Origin of the sequence: Streptomyces cylindrosporus, from assembly GCF_022698165.1 — a bacterium.
Taxonomy (GTDB): Bacteria; Actinomycetota; Actinomycetes; order Streptomycetales; family Streptomycetaceae; genus Streptomyces; species Streptomyces cylindrosporus.
Window position 1 is genome coordinate 110,930 of sequence record NZ_JALDAY010000004.1, and the last position, 13,987, is coordinate 124,916.

General features: G+C 69.5%; 17 protein-coding genes. 9 read left to right on the forward strand and 8 right to left on the reverse strand.

The genetic code is table 11. The features are described 5' to 3' along the window. Positions 1 to 4: 4 nt before the first annotated feature. On the reverse strand, positions 5 to 835 hold the full coding sequence (locus MQP27_RS13300; protein ID WP_242765262.1) for a helix-turn-helix transcriptional regulator: 831 nt from the start codon (positions 833 to 835) through the stop codon (positions 5 to 7). A gap of 49 nt (positions 836 to 884) precedes the next feature. Between MQP27_RS13300 and MQP27_RS13305 the strand changes: the two genes are divergently transcribed. Both MQP27_RS13305 and MQP27_RS13310 read left to right on the forward strand, forming a co-directional pair. Continuing rightward, complete coding sequence (locus tag MQP27_RS13305) at positions 885 to 1,337, forward strand: DUF2000 domain-containing protein (protein WP_242765263.1); 453 nt, start codon at positions 885 to 887, stop codon at positions 1,335 to 1,337. Positions 1,338 to 1,665: 328 nt separating this feature from the next. Continuing rightward, entirely contained in the window at positions 1,666 to 1,890 is a 225-nt protein-coding gene (locus tag MQP27_RS13310) for a hypothetical protein (protein WP_242765264.1), read from the forward strand. A gap of 105 nt (positions 1,891 to 1,995) precedes the next feature. On the opposite strand, the gene MQP27_RS13315 is transcribed toward MQP27_RS13310, so the two are convergent. Further along, positions 1,996 to 3,255, reverse strand: a complete 1,260-nt coding sequence (locus tag MQP27_RS13315; protein WP_242765265.1) for an MDR family MFS transporter — start codon at positions 3,253 to 3,255, stop codon at positions 1,996 to 1,998. Between the two features lie 173 nt (positions 3,256 to 3,428). Here MQP27_RS13315 and MQP27_RS13320 point away from each other — a divergent pair, with 173 nt between their 5' ends. From MQP27_RS13320 to MQP27_RS13330, 3 genes are all read left to right on the forward strand, one after another. Continuing rightward, a complete protein-coding gene (locus MQP27_RS13320; RefSeq protein WP_242765266.1) occupies positions 3,429 to 4,190 on the forward strand; it encodes a phosphoglyceromutase in 762 nt (253 codons plus the stop codon). Between the two features lie 260 nt (positions 4,191 to 4,450). Beyond that, complete coding sequence (locus MQP27_RS13325) at positions 4,451 to 4,690, forward strand: hypothetical protein (RefSeq protein WP_242765267.1); 240 nt, start codon at positions 4,451 to 4,453, stop codon at positions 4,688 to 4,690. Between the two features lie 153 nt (positions 4,691 to 4,843). Then, complete coding sequence (locus MQP27_RS13330; RefSeq protein ID WP_242765268.1) at positions 4,844 to 5,077, forward strand: YozE family protein; 234 nt, start codon at positions 4,844 to 4,846, stop codon at positions 5,075 to 5,077. 370 nt (positions 5,078 to 5,447) lie between these two features. Here the strand turns inward: MQP27_RS13330 and MQP27_RS13335 are convergent, their stop codons facing one another. Beyond that, entirely contained in the window at positions 5,448 to 6,308 is an 861-nt protein-coding gene (locus tag MQP27_RS13335; RefSeq protein WP_242765269.1) for a hypothetical protein, read from the reverse strand. A gap of 331 nt (positions 6,309 to 6,639) precedes the next feature. Further along, entirely contained in the window at positions 6,640 to 7,200 is a 561-nt protein-coding gene (locus MQP27_RS13340; protein ID WP_242765270.1) for a GNAT family N-acetyltransferase, read from the reverse strand. Positions 7,201 to 7,679: 479 nt separating this feature from the next. On the opposite strand from MQP27_RS13340, the gene MQP27_RS13345 reads away from it, so the two are divergent. After that, positions 7,680 to 8,657, forward strand: a complete 978-nt coding sequence (locus MQP27_RS13345; RefSeq protein WP_242765271.1) for a M4 family metallopeptidase — start codon at positions 7,680 to 7,682, stop codon at positions 8,655 to 8,657. An 86-nt stretch (positions 8,658 to 8,743) separates the two neighbouring features. On the opposite strand, the gene MQP27_RS13350 is transcribed toward MQP27_RS13345, so the two are convergent. Next, positions 8,744 to 8,992: an SCO4226 family nickel-binding protein gene (locus MQP27_RS13350; RefSeq protein WP_242765272.1), complete on the reverse strand. Its 249-nt coding sequence runs from the start codon at positions 8,990 to 8,992 to the stop codon at positions 8,744 to 8,746. Between the two features lie 106 nt (positions 8,993 to 9,098). On the opposite strand from MQP27_RS13350, the gene MQP27_RS13355 reads away from it, so the two are divergent. Then, entirely contained in the window at positions 9,099 to 9,653 is a 555-nt protein-coding gene (locus MQP27_RS13355) for a hypothetical protein (protein ID WP_242765273.1), read from the forward strand. 92 nt (positions 9,654 to 9,745) lie between these two features. On the opposite strand, the gene MQP27_RS13360 is transcribed toward MQP27_RS13355, so the two are convergent. Both MQP27_RS13360 and phoU read right to left on the reverse strand, forming a co-directional pair. Beyond that, positions 9,746 to 9,898, reverse strand: coding sequence for a hypothetical protein (locus tag MQP27_RS13360; protein ID WP_185124092.1), 153 nt, complete (start codon positions 9,896 to 9,898; stop codon positions 9,746 to 9,748). Positions 9,899 to 10,011: 113 nt separating this feature from the next. Continuing rightward, on the reverse strand, positions 10,012 to 10,713 hold the full coding sequence (gene phoU / locus MQP27_RS13365; RefSeq protein WP_242765878.1) for a phosphate signaling complex protein PhoU: 702 nt from the start codon (positions 10,711 to 10,713) through the stop codon (positions 10,012 to 10,014). A 225-nt stretch (positions 10,714 to 10,938) separates the two neighbouring features. On the opposite strand from phoU, the gene phoR reads away from it, so the two are divergent. Further along, positions 10,939 to 12,204, forward strand: a complete 1,266-nt coding sequence (gene phoR, locus MQP27_RS13370) for a two-component system sensor histidine kinase PhoR (protein ID WP_242765274.1) — start codon at positions 10,939 to 10,941, stop codon at positions 12,202 to 12,204. A gap of 5 nt (positions 12,205 to 12,209) precedes the next feature. After that, the gene (gene phoP, locus MQP27_RS13375) at positions 12,210 to 12,881 is read left to right on the forward strand and encodes a two-component system response regulator PhoP (protein WP_004000192.1); all 672 of its coding nucleotides are present in this window, start codon (positions 12,210 to 12,212) and stop codon (positions 12,879 to 12,881) included. Between the two features lie 66 nt (positions 12,882 to 12,947). Here phoP and MQP27_RS13380 read toward each other — a convergent pair whose 3' ends face one another. After that, complete coding sequence (locus MQP27_RS13380) at positions 12,948 to 13,598, reverse strand: copper chaperone PCu(A)C domain-containing protein (RefSeq protein WP_242765275.1); 651 nt, start codon at positions 13,596 to 13,598, stop codon at positions 12,948 to 12,950. Positions 13,599 to 13,987: the final 389 nt, after the last annotated feature.

Sequence of the window (13,987 nt, forward strand, 5' to 3'; positions counted from 1 at the left end):
GACCCTATGGGGTGGGGTCATCGCGGCGCCGCCGCTTTTCGCCCGCGTACCGGCCCGGCGTCACCCCCACCAACTTCCGGAAGTGGCGCGTGAGATGGGACTGGTCGAAGAAGCCCGTCGCCGAGGCGACCTCGGTCGGCGGGAGGCCGTCCAGGAGGAGGCGGCGGGCGCGGTCGACGCGGCGGGAGTTGAGGTACTGGTGCGGGGCGATGCCGTACGCCGTGCTGAACGCCCGTACCAGATGGGCCGGATGGGCGTGGACGAGGGCCGCGGCCTGGTCGAGGGTGAGGCCGTCGGTGATGCGCTCGTCGAGGAGTTCGCGGAGGCGGCGGGCGAGGGCGGGGTCCGGGCGGGTGGGGCCCGGGGTCGGGCGCGGGCGGAGAAGGGTGCTCAGACGGTCGGAGATCAGCGTGAGCCTGCTCTCCGCCTCCAGCTCGTCGCCGGCGTGCGCGAGCGCCGTGTGCAGCTGGGCGACCCGGCGCCGGAGCACGGGGTCGCGCAGGTCGGGGCCGTCGACCGCGGGGCCGATCAGGTCCTCGGCGAGACGGGTGCCGTCGAGGTAGACGACCCGCTTGCGGAAGCCGTGCGGCGTGGCGGGCGAGCCGTTGTGCGGGATGTGCGGCGGCAGCAGGGTGACCGTGTCGTGCGGGGTGCCGTGCTCGTGCCGGTCGAGGTCGTACCGTACGGCCCCGTCGTCCACGATCAGCAGCGTCCACGCCTCGTGCACGTGCATCGGATAGGCGTACTCCGTGAAGTGCGCGTGGAAGACCTCCACGACACCGGGGATCCGGGGGCGCCAGGCGGAGACCTCCTGCTGGGGACGCTGACCGGCCATGCAAAGAACGTACAAGACCGGCCCGTACGACGCCCGCCAGTCTCGGAGTATGAACGACACACCCGATGCACCCGACGCCCCCGACGCACCCGTCCGTTTCGACACCAAGATCGCCGTGCTGCTGCGCGAGGACCTGGAGCCCTGGCAGCGCCTGAACGTCACCGCGTTCCTGGTCAGCGGCCTGGGCAGCCAGGTCCCCGAGGTGATCGGGGAGCCCTACGAGGACGCGGACGGCGTCCGGTACCTGCCGATGTTCCGGCAGCCGGTGCTGGTCTTCGAGGGCACGAAGGAGACGCTGACCGCGGCCCACGCGCGCGTGCTCTCCCGTTCCCTCCCGCGCGCGGTGTTCACCTCCGACCTGTTCGCGACGGGCAACGACCGCGACAACCGGGCGGCCGTACGGGCCGTCGGCACGGGCGAGCTGGACCTGGTGGGCATCGCCCTCTACGGGCCGAAGAACGCCGTGGACAAGGCGATCAAGGGGGCGCGGATGCACCCGTGACGGTGTCCGCCCCCGAATCTGCACAGTCAATGCGCAACCGTGCGACGGGCGGGTTCCGTTGGTGCGGAGTTGTCCCGTTCGCGTCCACCCTGGCAACAGCTGTACGCCCGCTGTGCGGCGCCGCGTGTAGAGAACCCGGCACCAACTCGTGTGCACGCCACCACGCTTCGGTCGCCGACCCGCCCAACTGCCCTGTCCCGCACGGATCCGGACTGGCTGCCCGGCACGCCGCGTGGTTTGATCCTGCGCACCGCGGCCCGCCGTCTGTCCCCCCACTCAGCGCGGCCGCCTCCCCCATGTGAAACACCGCGCGAAGGGCAGTTTCGTCATGAACTCCGCTCCCCAGCTCCACACCGTCGAGATCTCCGACGCCGAGCTCGACACCGTCGCCGGCGGCGTTAGCCCCTCGGCCACCGTCACCGCCGGCTCGACGGCCCTCAGCAGCGACGCCCTCCTGGCCGAGGTCGACTCGGTCAAGGCCACGGCCCTGGGCGCCCTCGGCGGCACGCTCGGCGTCCTGCCGCACGAGGTCGGCGTGCACGTCAGCATCTGATTCCGGCCGTAGCCAGGGCAGCGGGCCCCTTGCCGAAGGAGAAGTTCGGCAAGGGGCCCGTCGCCGTATTTCAACCCGTCCCCGTAGTGCAAGTGGTCCGCTCGGTCAGCCCGTGGCCATCTCGGCCCTGGCTGCCGGTACGGCCTGTTCCGCGGCCGGCTCCTCGTCCGGCAGCCGGCGCATCAGGACCCCGTACCCCACCGCCGCGACCGTCCCGACCGCCGCGCAGGTCCCCCACAGCCACTCCGCGCCGAACCGGTCGATGACGAAGCCGGACATCAGCGGCGCGACCAGGGCGGCGACGGACCAGGAGAGCGTGTACATGCCCTGGTAGCGGCCGCGCCCGTGCACGGGGGAGAGGCGGACGACGAGGCCGGTCTGGGTCGGCGCGTTGATCATCTCGCCCAGGGTCCAGACGCAGACGGTCAGCGCGAAGACGCCGACCGACCCGGCGAAGGCGGTGAGCCCGAAGCCGTATCCCGCGAGGAGCGCCGAGACGACCAGCAGCCGCCGCGGGTCCCGGTGCTCGATGAAGCGCGTGACGGGGATCTGCAGTGCGACGATCAGTACGCCGTTCACGGCGATCGCCATGCCGTAGTCGGCCGGTGTGAACCCGGCGTCGCCCATCGCGACCGGCAGTCCGACCGCGCCCTGCTGGAAGACGAGGGCGATGAGGAAGGACAGGCCGACGACGCTCATGTAGCGCCCGTCGCGCAGCACGGTCCCGAGCCCGACCCGGTGATCCGCCGCCTTCTCGACGGCCGTGCGCTGCGGCCTTGACTCGGGCAGCTTCAGGAACACGACCAGCGCGCACACGGCGGTCATGCCGGCCTCGATCAGGAAGCCGGCGAGGTAGCTGTACTCGGCGATGAAGCCGGCGCCCGCCGAGGAGACGGCGAAGCCGAGGTTGATGGCCCAGTAGTTGAGCGAGAACGCCCGCACCCGGTCCTCGGGCCGCACGATGTCGGCCATCATCGCCTGCACGGCGGGCCGGGAGGCGTTCGAGGCCATGCCGACCAGGAACGCGACCGCGGCGATGGCGACCGGATCCCGCACGAAGCCGAGCAGCGCGACGGAGGCGGCGGTGGAGGACTGGGCGATGACGAGGGTGGGCCGCCGCCCGAGCCGGTCGGTCATCACACCCGCGCCGATGGACGAGACCACGCCCCCGAGGCCGTACAGGGAGGCGACGAGCCCGGCGTAGGAGGCGGAGTAGCCGCGGTCGAGGGTCAGATACAGCGCCATGAAGGTGGCGACGAAGGCGCCGAGGCGGTTGACGAGGGTGCTGGTCCACAGCCACCAGAAGGCCCGGGGCAGCCCGGATACGGTCTCGCGGGCGGCGCGTCTGAGACTGGCTGTGGACATGGAGGACCCCCGGACGGCTCGGCTGGTGTAAGTGGCAGGCGCGGCAAGCGTGACTTACGACGAACTTACGAAGACGGGGTCGTCCCTGGCCACTGAATTAACAGATGCCGTCAATCGTCCGGCTGCTGGGCTGGCCCGCCACGGGGGCGAATGCGTGGATTACGCTCTGACCCATGGCCGACGCACCGTACAAGCTGATCCTCCTCCGCCACGGCGAGAGCGAGTGGAACGCGAAGAACCTGTTCACCGGTTGGGTGGACGTGAACCTGAACGAGAAGGGCGAGAAGGAGGCAGTCCGCGGTGGCGAGCTCCTGAAGGACGCCGACCTTCTCCCCGACGTGGTCCACACGTCCCTCCAGAAGCGCGCGATCCGCACGGCGCAGCTGTCGCTGGAGGCCGCGGACCGCCACTGGATCCCGGTCCACCGCTCGTGGCGCCTGAACGAGCGCCACTACGGCGCCCTGCAGGGCAAGGACAAGGCGCAGACCCTCGCGGAGTTCGGCGAGGAGCAGTTCATGCTGTGGCGGCGCTCGTACGACACCCCGCCCCCGCAGCTCGAGGACGGCACGGAGTTCTCCCAGTCCGCCGACCCCCGCTACGCCTCCATCCCCCCGGAGCTGCGCCCCCGCACGGAGTGCCTGAAGGACGTCGTCGTCCGCATGCTCCCGTACTGGTACGACGGCATCGTCCCCGACCTCCTGGCCGGCCGCACGGTCCTGGTCGCGGCCCACGGCAACAGCCTCCGCGCCCTGGTCAAGCACCTGGACGGCATCTCGGACGCGGACATCGCGGGCCTGAACATCCCGACGGGCATCCCGCTGTACTACGAACTGGACGCGGACTTCAAGCCGCTGACCCCGGGCGGCCGTTACCTGGACCCGGAGGCGGCCGCGGCGGCGATCGAGGCGGTCAAGAACCAGGGCAAGAAGAAGTAGGGTTTGTGATCATGCCTCCCACCTGCGTATACGGCGCGGATGGGAGGCATTTTCGTGCCCTGGAACCTCCCTGGAACCTCAGCCCGACCGATCTTGGGGCCGGAGTGCCTTGCCGAGCGCCTTCCTTCGTCTTGGGCATCCACGGCGACTACGACGGCGCGCCCCTCCCTCTCGTCGCCTGCTCAGAGTGACCATGGGAGAAGGCGTATCGGGCCCCCGCCTATAGGCGCCCGCCGATCCGTCCGAAAGGAACGATCCCCGTGGAAGATGCGGCGCCCGACTCCTCGCCGCCGGTCGGTTGGTTCCACATCGACCTACAAGTGCGCACTCTGGCGTGGATGCCGTTCTGGTGGTTCAACACCCTGTCCTGGACGATCGTGGACGGAAACGGCTACATCGTCGAATACGGCTGGGGTCGCAAGAAGTCTGTCTACGCGGATGCCAACGCAGCCCTGAGACGTGCGTATGCCGGAGGTTTGAACTGGCCGTCCTCGACCTGACCGAACGCGGCTGCGTGGGAGGGTGTCGGAGTCGCGCACGGTGCTCGCCTTCGACGGCGGCCGACGCGCGAGCGGAGCGAGCGCCACGGGATGCGCGGCCGTAAGCCGCTCCTCATTGGGTTTGTTGCGGCACGGCGGCGGAAGGATGCCGACATGCCCAAGCCGAAGAGCTTCACAGTGTGGTTGAAGACCCATGCCGACCAGCAGAACGCCATCGGGGATCTCGCTCGGGACGTCTCCGCTGACCCAGACTGGCCCTCACGCAAGGGACGGCAGGGCCAACTTGACTACCTTGAAGACTGCGGCGCCATTGATCGGGCCATCGAGACGCTCGAACGCGCCTGGACTCAGTACGAGGCGTACCGGGCAGCCCAGAGCGATGCCTGAGTCGTCGGGAGAAAGCCTCGGGCGATAGCAGCGCGGGCCGCCCTCTCGGGAGCCCGCATCGGGCCGGTTCGGGGGGTGTGACGATCGGCCGCTATCTGCTAACGCCCTGGTCACCTGCGATTTTGGTCGCTATCAGGGTCGCTATCGTTAGCAACCCTCGCCGCTAGCGATAGCGGCTCAAATGTAAGGGATGCCTGCTAGCGGAGCCGCTAACGTTAGCGGGCCTAACGACTCGCGGTGGCGGCTCGGCCGCCGCGCACAAGCAAGAGGAGCACGCCGTGCGCGGGTGCTCCTCTTGCTTGTGCGCGGCGGGCAGCCCGGTAGGGGGCAACAGCGTGGACGCAGGGGAGCCGCGTCTCAGCACAAAACCTCAGGGTGTGCGGACGACGGATCCGGAGACGAACCACTGCACCAGGGCTGCGGCGAGGTGGACTCCGGCTCGGGCGGCCTCCAGGGTCTCGGGCACGGTCGCGGTTTGGGCGCCGTGACGTGAGGTCTGTCCCTCCCACAGTGCCCGCATCATGGCCTCCGCCGGGACGATCGAATCACCGGTCGGGGAGGGGATTGCCGCGCTGAACTTGTGCCGGGCGTTCTTGATCTCGCCCAGCATGGTGCCGAGGGTGGCTTTGGCGTGGTTGGGCTGGATGACGGCGTGTGCCGCGCACTCCACCGCCTTGATCGCCTCGCTGTACGCGCGCACCGGGTCCGGGCCACGCCCGTAGGCTGCCTGCCAGGCTTCTCTGAGATGGTCGGCGGCCGACCCAGCATTAGACCCAGTCGCAGCGTCAGCGATCGTCTGGTGGACCGCGTCACGCACGGCTGGCGTTACCCGCTCCTCCAGCCCATCACCGGCCTGGTTGACCCGGTATGCCGATCCGGCGTCGTCGAGGATGCTGCTGAGCCCGTCAACCTTCCACCCCTCCAGGTCCGGGAGGCGCAGAATCTCGTCCACCACGTCCAGCAACTGGGTGCCAACCGCCTCCCTAAGCGACCGGAGGTAAGCCGAGTCGTAATGGGAATGCACGCTTTGGTCGGCAGAGATGCGCAGCCGCAGGCAGATGGCACGAGCCTCACTCTCCTGCGCATACCCCTGGTAGCGGAGTGAGTCGTTGACCCAGGTCTGGAGCGGCGTGAGAAGGTGCCGGGGGACGTCCTCAAAGGGGCCGTCGTGTTCGGGCGCTTCGGATAGCCCGACACGGACGGAGAAGCGCGGGCGGGAGCCGGTCGTCATGTCGAAGACGGTAGCGGCACACGGTCGGAAACCTCGCCCTGTTATCCCGAGCCGATGCCCTTCAGGCAGACACATGAGGGGCGGAGAGGCGGATAGCCTCATCGGCCGCAGATCATGAGCGAGCCAGGGCCCGGAACCTGTCTGGAACCTCCGAGGTCAACAAGCAACGACAGACAACAACCACCAACAACCAATCGACCGCAGGTCAGTTGAAGTATCCGCCCCGCTGATCAGCGCCAAAATACGGGCGGTCGAAACCCAGGGCAAGAAGAAGTAGGTTTCCTGACAACGCCCCTGACCTGCGCACAATGGCGCGTGGTCGGGGGCGTTCTCACGGCCGTGCTGCGCCGTACGGCGCGCCCGCGTCCCGCACGCCGAACCACTGCTCGGCGCCGAACTCCTCGAAGCGTTCCACCTCGGTGAACCCGAGCCCGGCCGCGAGGCGCATCGAGCGGGTGTTGGCGGACTGGGTGCAGAGGACCACCGGCTCGGCGGGGGCGGTCTCGGCGAACCACTCCAGTACGGCCGCGCACGCCTCGGCGGCGTACCCGTGCCCCCACGCCCGAGGCAGGAGCATGTAACCCAGCTCGGCCTCCCCGCCACCCGGCCGGACATGCCCCGGACGCGCCGCGTCGCGCCGGTCGATGCTCACCGTGCCGATCATCGCCCCGCCGAGATCGATCACGAACACGCCGGGCCGCCGCCCCGGCACCTCGGGCACGACCCGCTCAAGCTCGTCGCGCGACCTGGACCCCCCGAGATAGACCCCCACCTCCACCGAGGCGAACAACTCGATGTACGCCGCCCGGTCCCACGCCTCGGACTCCCGGAGCACAAGCCGTTCCGTCTTGATCGGCGCGGGCGGCCAGGCGACGGGACCGAGTTCACTCATGGCAGGCAACTTAGCGGGCGGCGGTGAGGATGATCTGATCAGACGCGGGATGCCGACTACGGCAGGAAGACCCACGTCTCTCAACCTCCCCTCGGTGCAGGCGGAGCACCGCGAAGCCGGCCAGGCCGTACAGCTTTGCCCGGATGGCACCGCCGTACAGCGCTCCCGAAATGGCGAGGCAGAGCATCAGGATCTGGAGCAGGGCCAGCGCCCCCTCCATCATTCCCGCATGATCCCACCACCACCGGGTGTCAGGGCGTAGGAGTTCTGAATTCCGGAAAGTCGGTCAATTTTGTGGTGGGGGACGGCGTCGACAGGGGGTGGTGCGGGGTGTAAGCCAGGAGGCAGTCCATATTCTTGGGGGAGGATTCTTCATGCGGTATGTGTGTTCGTTCGTTCCCGCTCATGTGTTGGATCACATTGCGCAGGTCCACGCGCGCGAAGGACTCGATCCGACCGATGCCCAACGGTCCGCCGTCGTGTCCGAGCAATTCCGCAGGGCCCGGCTCCAGGCCCCCGTGCTCGCACCCAACTCGCCCGCCCCGCCAGAGATTCACGAGCTGCGGGAAGGCCTGGTCGCGGGGATACAGATCCCCAAGCCCGCCACCGCAGGCGTCGTCGTATACGACGATCTCAACCAGTGGAAGTACAACGTCAAGGCCGTCCGCGGCGAGGGCGACCCCGCCGTCCCGGGGCAGAACGCCAACGACGCCTACGATCACATGCACAGGGTGCTGGCGTACTACCGGGAAAAGCTCGGACGTAATTCCCTCGACAATTCAGGGCTGAACGTCATCGCCAACGTAAATTACGGCGTCGGCTTCGACAACGCGTTCTTCGACCCGGCAGCCCTCCTCATGGTTTTCGGCAACGGCAGCAATGTCGTCTTCCGCGACCTCACCGCCGACATCGACGTCGCCGCCCACGAACTCACCCACGGCGTCACCCAGTTCACCAGCGCCCTGAACTACACGAACGACCAGAGCGGCGCCCTCAACGAGTCGTTCAGCGACATGCTCGGCTCGGCGATCGACGCCTGGGTCAACGGCAAGGACGCCGACACCCACGACTGGCTCATCGGCGACGACATCATGGCCCCGAAGCTGACCGGCGAGGCCCTGCGCAACATGGCCGAGCCCGGCACCGCGTACGACAACCCCGTCATGGGGCGCGACCCGCAGCCACGCGACATGAGCGGCTACTTCCAGCCCGCGGACCCGCACCTGATGTCCGGCATCACCAACCGCTGGTTCTATCTCGTCTGCCGCGAGATCGGCATCGACGAGGGCACGCTGATCATGTACCAGACACTGCAGAACCTCTGGCCCACGGCCAAGTTCAAGGACGCGGCGTCGGTCGCCGCGGCACAGGCCTCGATCCTCGCCACCAACAAGAAGGTCTCCCGCGAGGCCCCCCAGGTGGTACGCGCCGCGGCCCGGCAGCAGGGCATCTGGTGACAACAGCCGACAGCCCCCCGCCCGCCGAGGGTGGGTGGGGGGCTGCTCGGCGTCAGACCATCAGACCGTCATGCCGTCTCATGCCGTCATACCGTCAGCGGCACCGGCACGACCTCGTCCGCCCGATGCCCCGCCCGCTCGTGAATGCGCTGCACCGCCTCGGCCGACGGTGCCTCGGAGAGGCAGTAGACCGTGCCGGACTCCGGGTCCGCCCAGGCCTTCTCGAAGTGCACGCCCTCGTCCTTCTCTATGGCCAGGTCGGCCTGGTGCGCCTCCCGCAGCTGGTCGGCCGTGATGCCCTTCATCCCGTGGTGCACGTCCATGAACTGAGCCATGACCCGCACCTCCTTTCCACCTAGCCCTTTCCCCCTCCATGCTGCGCCCCTCCACCGACCGCGGCGAGCGCTACCGTGACCTGGCGATCACGGGGAGGGGACGTAGATGCGTCGGATGCGACGGGCGGTCGGCGGTACGGCCGTCGTCGGGGTGCTGCTCGTGGGCGGTTGGTGGATCGCGTACGGCGACCAGGGGCATCCGTTCGGCGACGAGCGGGCCTGCGCGGGAAGCGACGTACCGCTGCGGCAGGCGCTCGACGGCGTGCGGCTCGGGCTTCCGGCCGACGCCGAGGACGTGCACTACGTCACGCACTCGTCCGCGCCCGAGGGCGATGTCCGGGTGGCGGTGGCCTTCCGCAGCACCCGGCGGGCGATGCAGTCGTATCTGAGCGAGAACCGGATCGTGACGAAGGACCTCGACGCCCTGGACGACGGACGCTTCGAGAACGGGGACGTCGGCGCGGACCCGAAGACGCTGGGGCTGTGCGGGGGAGTGCCGGTGATCCTGGGGCCCGCCGCCGACATCGAGAAGAAGGTGGACCTCGGCGGCGCCGAGGAGTACGTCGACATCGCCCTGCAGCTCTCCGACGACTTCCCGGGCAGCATCCGTACCCCGACGAACGTCCTGATCACCGTACGGAACGCACCCCTCCGGGGCTGAGCCCGGCAGCGGAGGGCCCCGGCAGCGAAGGGCCCCGGTGCACTGTGGCACCAGGGCCCTTCACTCACGTATGCGATCACTCAGGTATGCGATCAGCCGCACTGACACGGATTGCCCGACTGGCACCCGCAGCCGCAGCCCGAGCCGCAGCCGCACGCGCCGAAGAGCGGGAGGCTCTTGATCTCGGCGGGCTGGTCCGTCTCGCGCTCCTGCGTCGGGTCGGGCGTGGTGGGGGCTTCGGCCATGGGTCCTCCTGGAGGCTGGTGCCTTTCGAGGTGGTGCCTTCGCCCATTGCATGCCCGCCCGGCTGGGCGCATCAACGGCGCACAGAGGCGATTGAGCGCCCCCGCTGAAGGCCTTACGCCCCCTCGGCGCCCGTCGTCGGCGCGATCTCCGGCTGGACGTCGGGCTGCAGGTCGTCCGCGTGCTCACCCGTCACCAGGAACACCACGCGCTTGGCGACCGCCACCGCGTGGTCGGCGAACCGCTCGTAGTAACGGCCGAGCAGCGTGACGTCCACCGCCGTCTCGATGCCGTGCTTCCAGCGGTCGTCGATGAGGTGCTGGAACAGGGTGCGGTGCAGCAGGTCCATCTCGTCGTCGTCCTGCTCCAGCTGGAGCGCGAGGTCGACGTCCTTGGTGATGATGCACTCCGCGGCCTTCGCCATCAGGCGCTGCGCGAGCTGGCCCATCTCCAGGATGGTGGCGTGCAGGTCGCGGGGGACCGCCGTGCCCGGGAAGCGCAGCCGCGCCAGCTTCGCCACGTGCTGGGCGAGGTCGCCGGAGCGCTCCAGGTCGGCGGACATCCGCAGCGAGGTGACGACGATACGGAGGTCGGTCGCCACCGGCTGCTGGCGCGCCAGCAGCGCTATGGCGCGGGCCTCCAGGTCGTGGTGGAGCTCGTCGATCTTCTGGTCGGCCTCGATGACGTTCTCGGCCAGCTTCAGGTCGGCGTCGAGGATGGCCGTCGTGGCGCGCCCGATCGCCGACCCGACCAGCCGGGCCATCTCCACCAGGCTGTCGCCGATCGAGTCAAGTTCCTCGTGGTACGCGTCCCGCATCTTCGGTTCCCTCTCGTACGTGTTCATCGGGGGCTGCCGGGGCCGGTGCCCGCCGTGAAAACAGGCGCTTCGCACCCCACGCTCCCACGATCCGGCCGGAACGCGTCGGTTTCCGTCACCCCAAATGAACCATCACTGGCTCCTAGGTGAACTCTGGGCGACGAGTGTTCGAGCTCGCACCTCGACGGCTGTGGGGATGTCGTACCCCCTGCTTAACCTGTTTGCATGGACGTGAACGCGGCGGTCGCCGCAGCGGCAGCGATCGCCGGGGTGCTCACCGGTGTCATCGCCATGCTGGCGTTCCGCTGGAGCGAGCGGGAGCAGAAGCGCCCGACCCGCACCTCTCTGCACACGGACCCGGTGCTTCCGCCGGGCGTGGACACCGTTCTGTCCGTGCTCCGGTCCTCGGCCGTCGTCCTCGACGAGGCCGACGCGGTCGTCAAGGCCAGCTCCGCGGCGTACGCCCTGGGCCTGGTCCGGGGCGGCCGCCTCTCGGTCGAGCCGATGCTGCAGATGGCCCGGGACACCCGGCGGGACGGAGAGATACGCCAGGTCGAGCTGGATCTGCCCAGGCGCGGGACCGGGCGGGGCGAGGCCCTCGCCGTGTCCGCGCGCGTGGCGCCGCTCGGCTCCCGGCTGGTGCTGCTCCTGGTGGAGGACCTGACGGAGGCCAGGCGGATCGAGGCGGTGCGGCGCGACTTCGTCGCGAACGTCAGCCATGAGCTGAAGACCCCCGTCGGCGCGCTCTCCCTGCTCTCCGAGGCCGTCATGGACGCCTCCGACGACCCGGAGGCCGTCGAGCGCTTCGCCGGGCGCATGCAGATAGAGGCGACCCGGCTCACCAATCTGGTGCAGGAGCTCATCGACCTCTCCCGGGTGCAGAACGACGACCCGCTGGAGGACGCCGAGCCGGTCCGGGTGGACGAGCTGGTCGCCGAGGCCATCGACCGCTGCCGTCACCAGGCCGGCACCAAGCAGATCACCATGGCCGCCGGCGGCACCGCCGACCTGCACGTCTGGGGGAACCGCGGCCAGCTGGCCGCCGCCCTCGGCAACCTGGTCGAGAACGCCGTCAACTACTCGCCGGCCCGCACTCGGGTCGGCATAGCCGCCCGCCGGGTGACCGCGCCCGGCGGAGACCTGATCGAGGTCGCCGTGACCGACCAGGGCATCGGCATCTCCGAGAAGGACAAGGAGCGCGTCTTCGAGCGCTTCTACCGCGTGGACCCCGCCCGCTCCCGTGCCACCGGTGGTACGGGCCTGGGGCTCGCGATCGTCAAGCACGTGGCCGCCTCGCACGGCGGGGAGGTCACGGTGTGGAGCGCGGAAGGCCAGGGCTCCACGTTCACCCTGAGGCTGCCGGAGGCGGGTGCGGCCCGCGACCGCGCCCAGCAGCACCCCGACCTCGACGACCTCGACGACGAGGCCGGCGAACCCACCCCCGATTCATCCCCGTACGAACCGCTTCCCGCCCCGGAGGTCCTTCCGTGACCCGAGTGCTCGTCGTCGAGGACGAGGAGTCCTTCTCCGACGCCCTGTCCTACATGCTCCGCAAGGAGGGCTTCGAGGTCGCCGTGGCGACCACGGGCCCCGACGGACTCGACGAGTTCGAGCGCAACGGCGCCGACCTCGTCCTCCTCGACCTGATGCTGCCGGGCCTGCCCGGCACGGAGGTCTGCCGCCAGCTGCGCGGCCGTTCCAACGTCCCGGTCATCATGGTGACCGCCAAGGACAGCGAGATCGACAAGGTCGTCGGCCTGGAAATAGGAGCCGATGACTACGTCACCAAGCCCTTCTCGTCCCGTGAGCTGGTCGCCCGTATCCGGGCCGTCCTGCGCCGCCGCGGCGAGCCCGAGGAGGTCACCCCGGCCGCCCTGGAGGCCGGCCCGGTCCGGATGGACGTGGACCGCCATGTGGTCACGGTCTCCGGCTCCAAGGTCGACCTGCCCCTCAAGGAGTTCGACCTGCTCGAGATGCTGCTGCGCAACGCGGGCCGGGTACTGACCCGTATGCAGCTCATCGACCGGGTCTGGGGCGCCGACTACGTGGGCGACACCAAGACCCTCGACGTCCACGTCAAGCGCCTGCGCGCCAAGATCGAGCCGGACCCGGGCGCGCCGCGGTACCTGGTGACGGTGCGCGGCCTGGGGTACAAGTTCGAGCCGTAGACCGAACAGCCCGTAGCTGTGCCGAAGGGCGGGACCTCGTCGTGAGGTCCCGCCCTTCGGCGTGTGTCACTGGTTCGTCGTCGCGCTCTCGGAGGCCGAGCTGGTGGGCGTGGCCGAGGTGGACGCCGAGTTGCTCGGGTTCGGGGAGCCCGTAGCGCCGCTCTTGCCCGGCTTCGGGGTGGTGGAGGGGGTGGCCGTCGGGATCTCGCTCGGGCCCCACTTCTCGAAGTAGCTGTCGGCCGGCACCACGAAGGCGCGCAGGCTCACGTCACCGGTCTTGCTGAAGGTGAAGGTGACCTGGCGGACGCTGCCGTCCTGGACCGCCTCCCGACCGTTGGGCAGCACCGCGCTGGCGTTGCCCTTGCCGCCGATCACCACGGAACCGTGCGCCGGGACGACCAGCTTGCCGTTGCCCTTGGCCGGCTTGACCTCGGCGGTCTCGCTGACGTTGGGGAGGGTGATGGAGTCGACGGTCTGCGCGGTGGCGCCGTTGTTGAAGAGGGTCGCCGAGATCACGGCCGGACCGGTCGCCTCACGGTCGGGCTGGGTGATGATCAGGGCGTTCTGCACCTTGATGTCGCCGACCGTGACGGCCGCGTTGTCGGGCTTGACCTGCAGCGTCTGAGCGTCGCTGCCGGCGGCGCACGCGGCGAGCGAGGCGATCGAGAACGCGATGGCGGCGGCGGCGAGTGCGCCGCGTCGAAGGCTGCTGCTCACGGCGGCGGCAACTCCTTGACTCGAGCGTGGCGACTCATAAAGCCGCCCTAAGTGTCTGTCAGCGGCCTTAGGTTACCGAGCCGTTCCCGCGGCACCGCACCCGACCCTCCCCCGTGGCCCCGGCTTCCCTCAGCAGGGGGGTGGACCGGGCACCCGTCTGGCATTCGCCTCCGGCCATGCGGGCGCTCCACGCCCGCATGGCTGCCGCGGAGCCAGGAAATGCGAACAAGTGTGCCGGTGATCACTGGTTGGGGTGGTGGTCGCGTGATCGGGGTACGGGTGTGCGGCTGTCGCACGTACGGTCCCGTCGCGAGGTGTCGGCAGGCTGCGGATTTTCGGTCCGGGGGGCGTGGAAGAGGTGAGGGTGTGGCGCGGGGGGGGCGACGGAG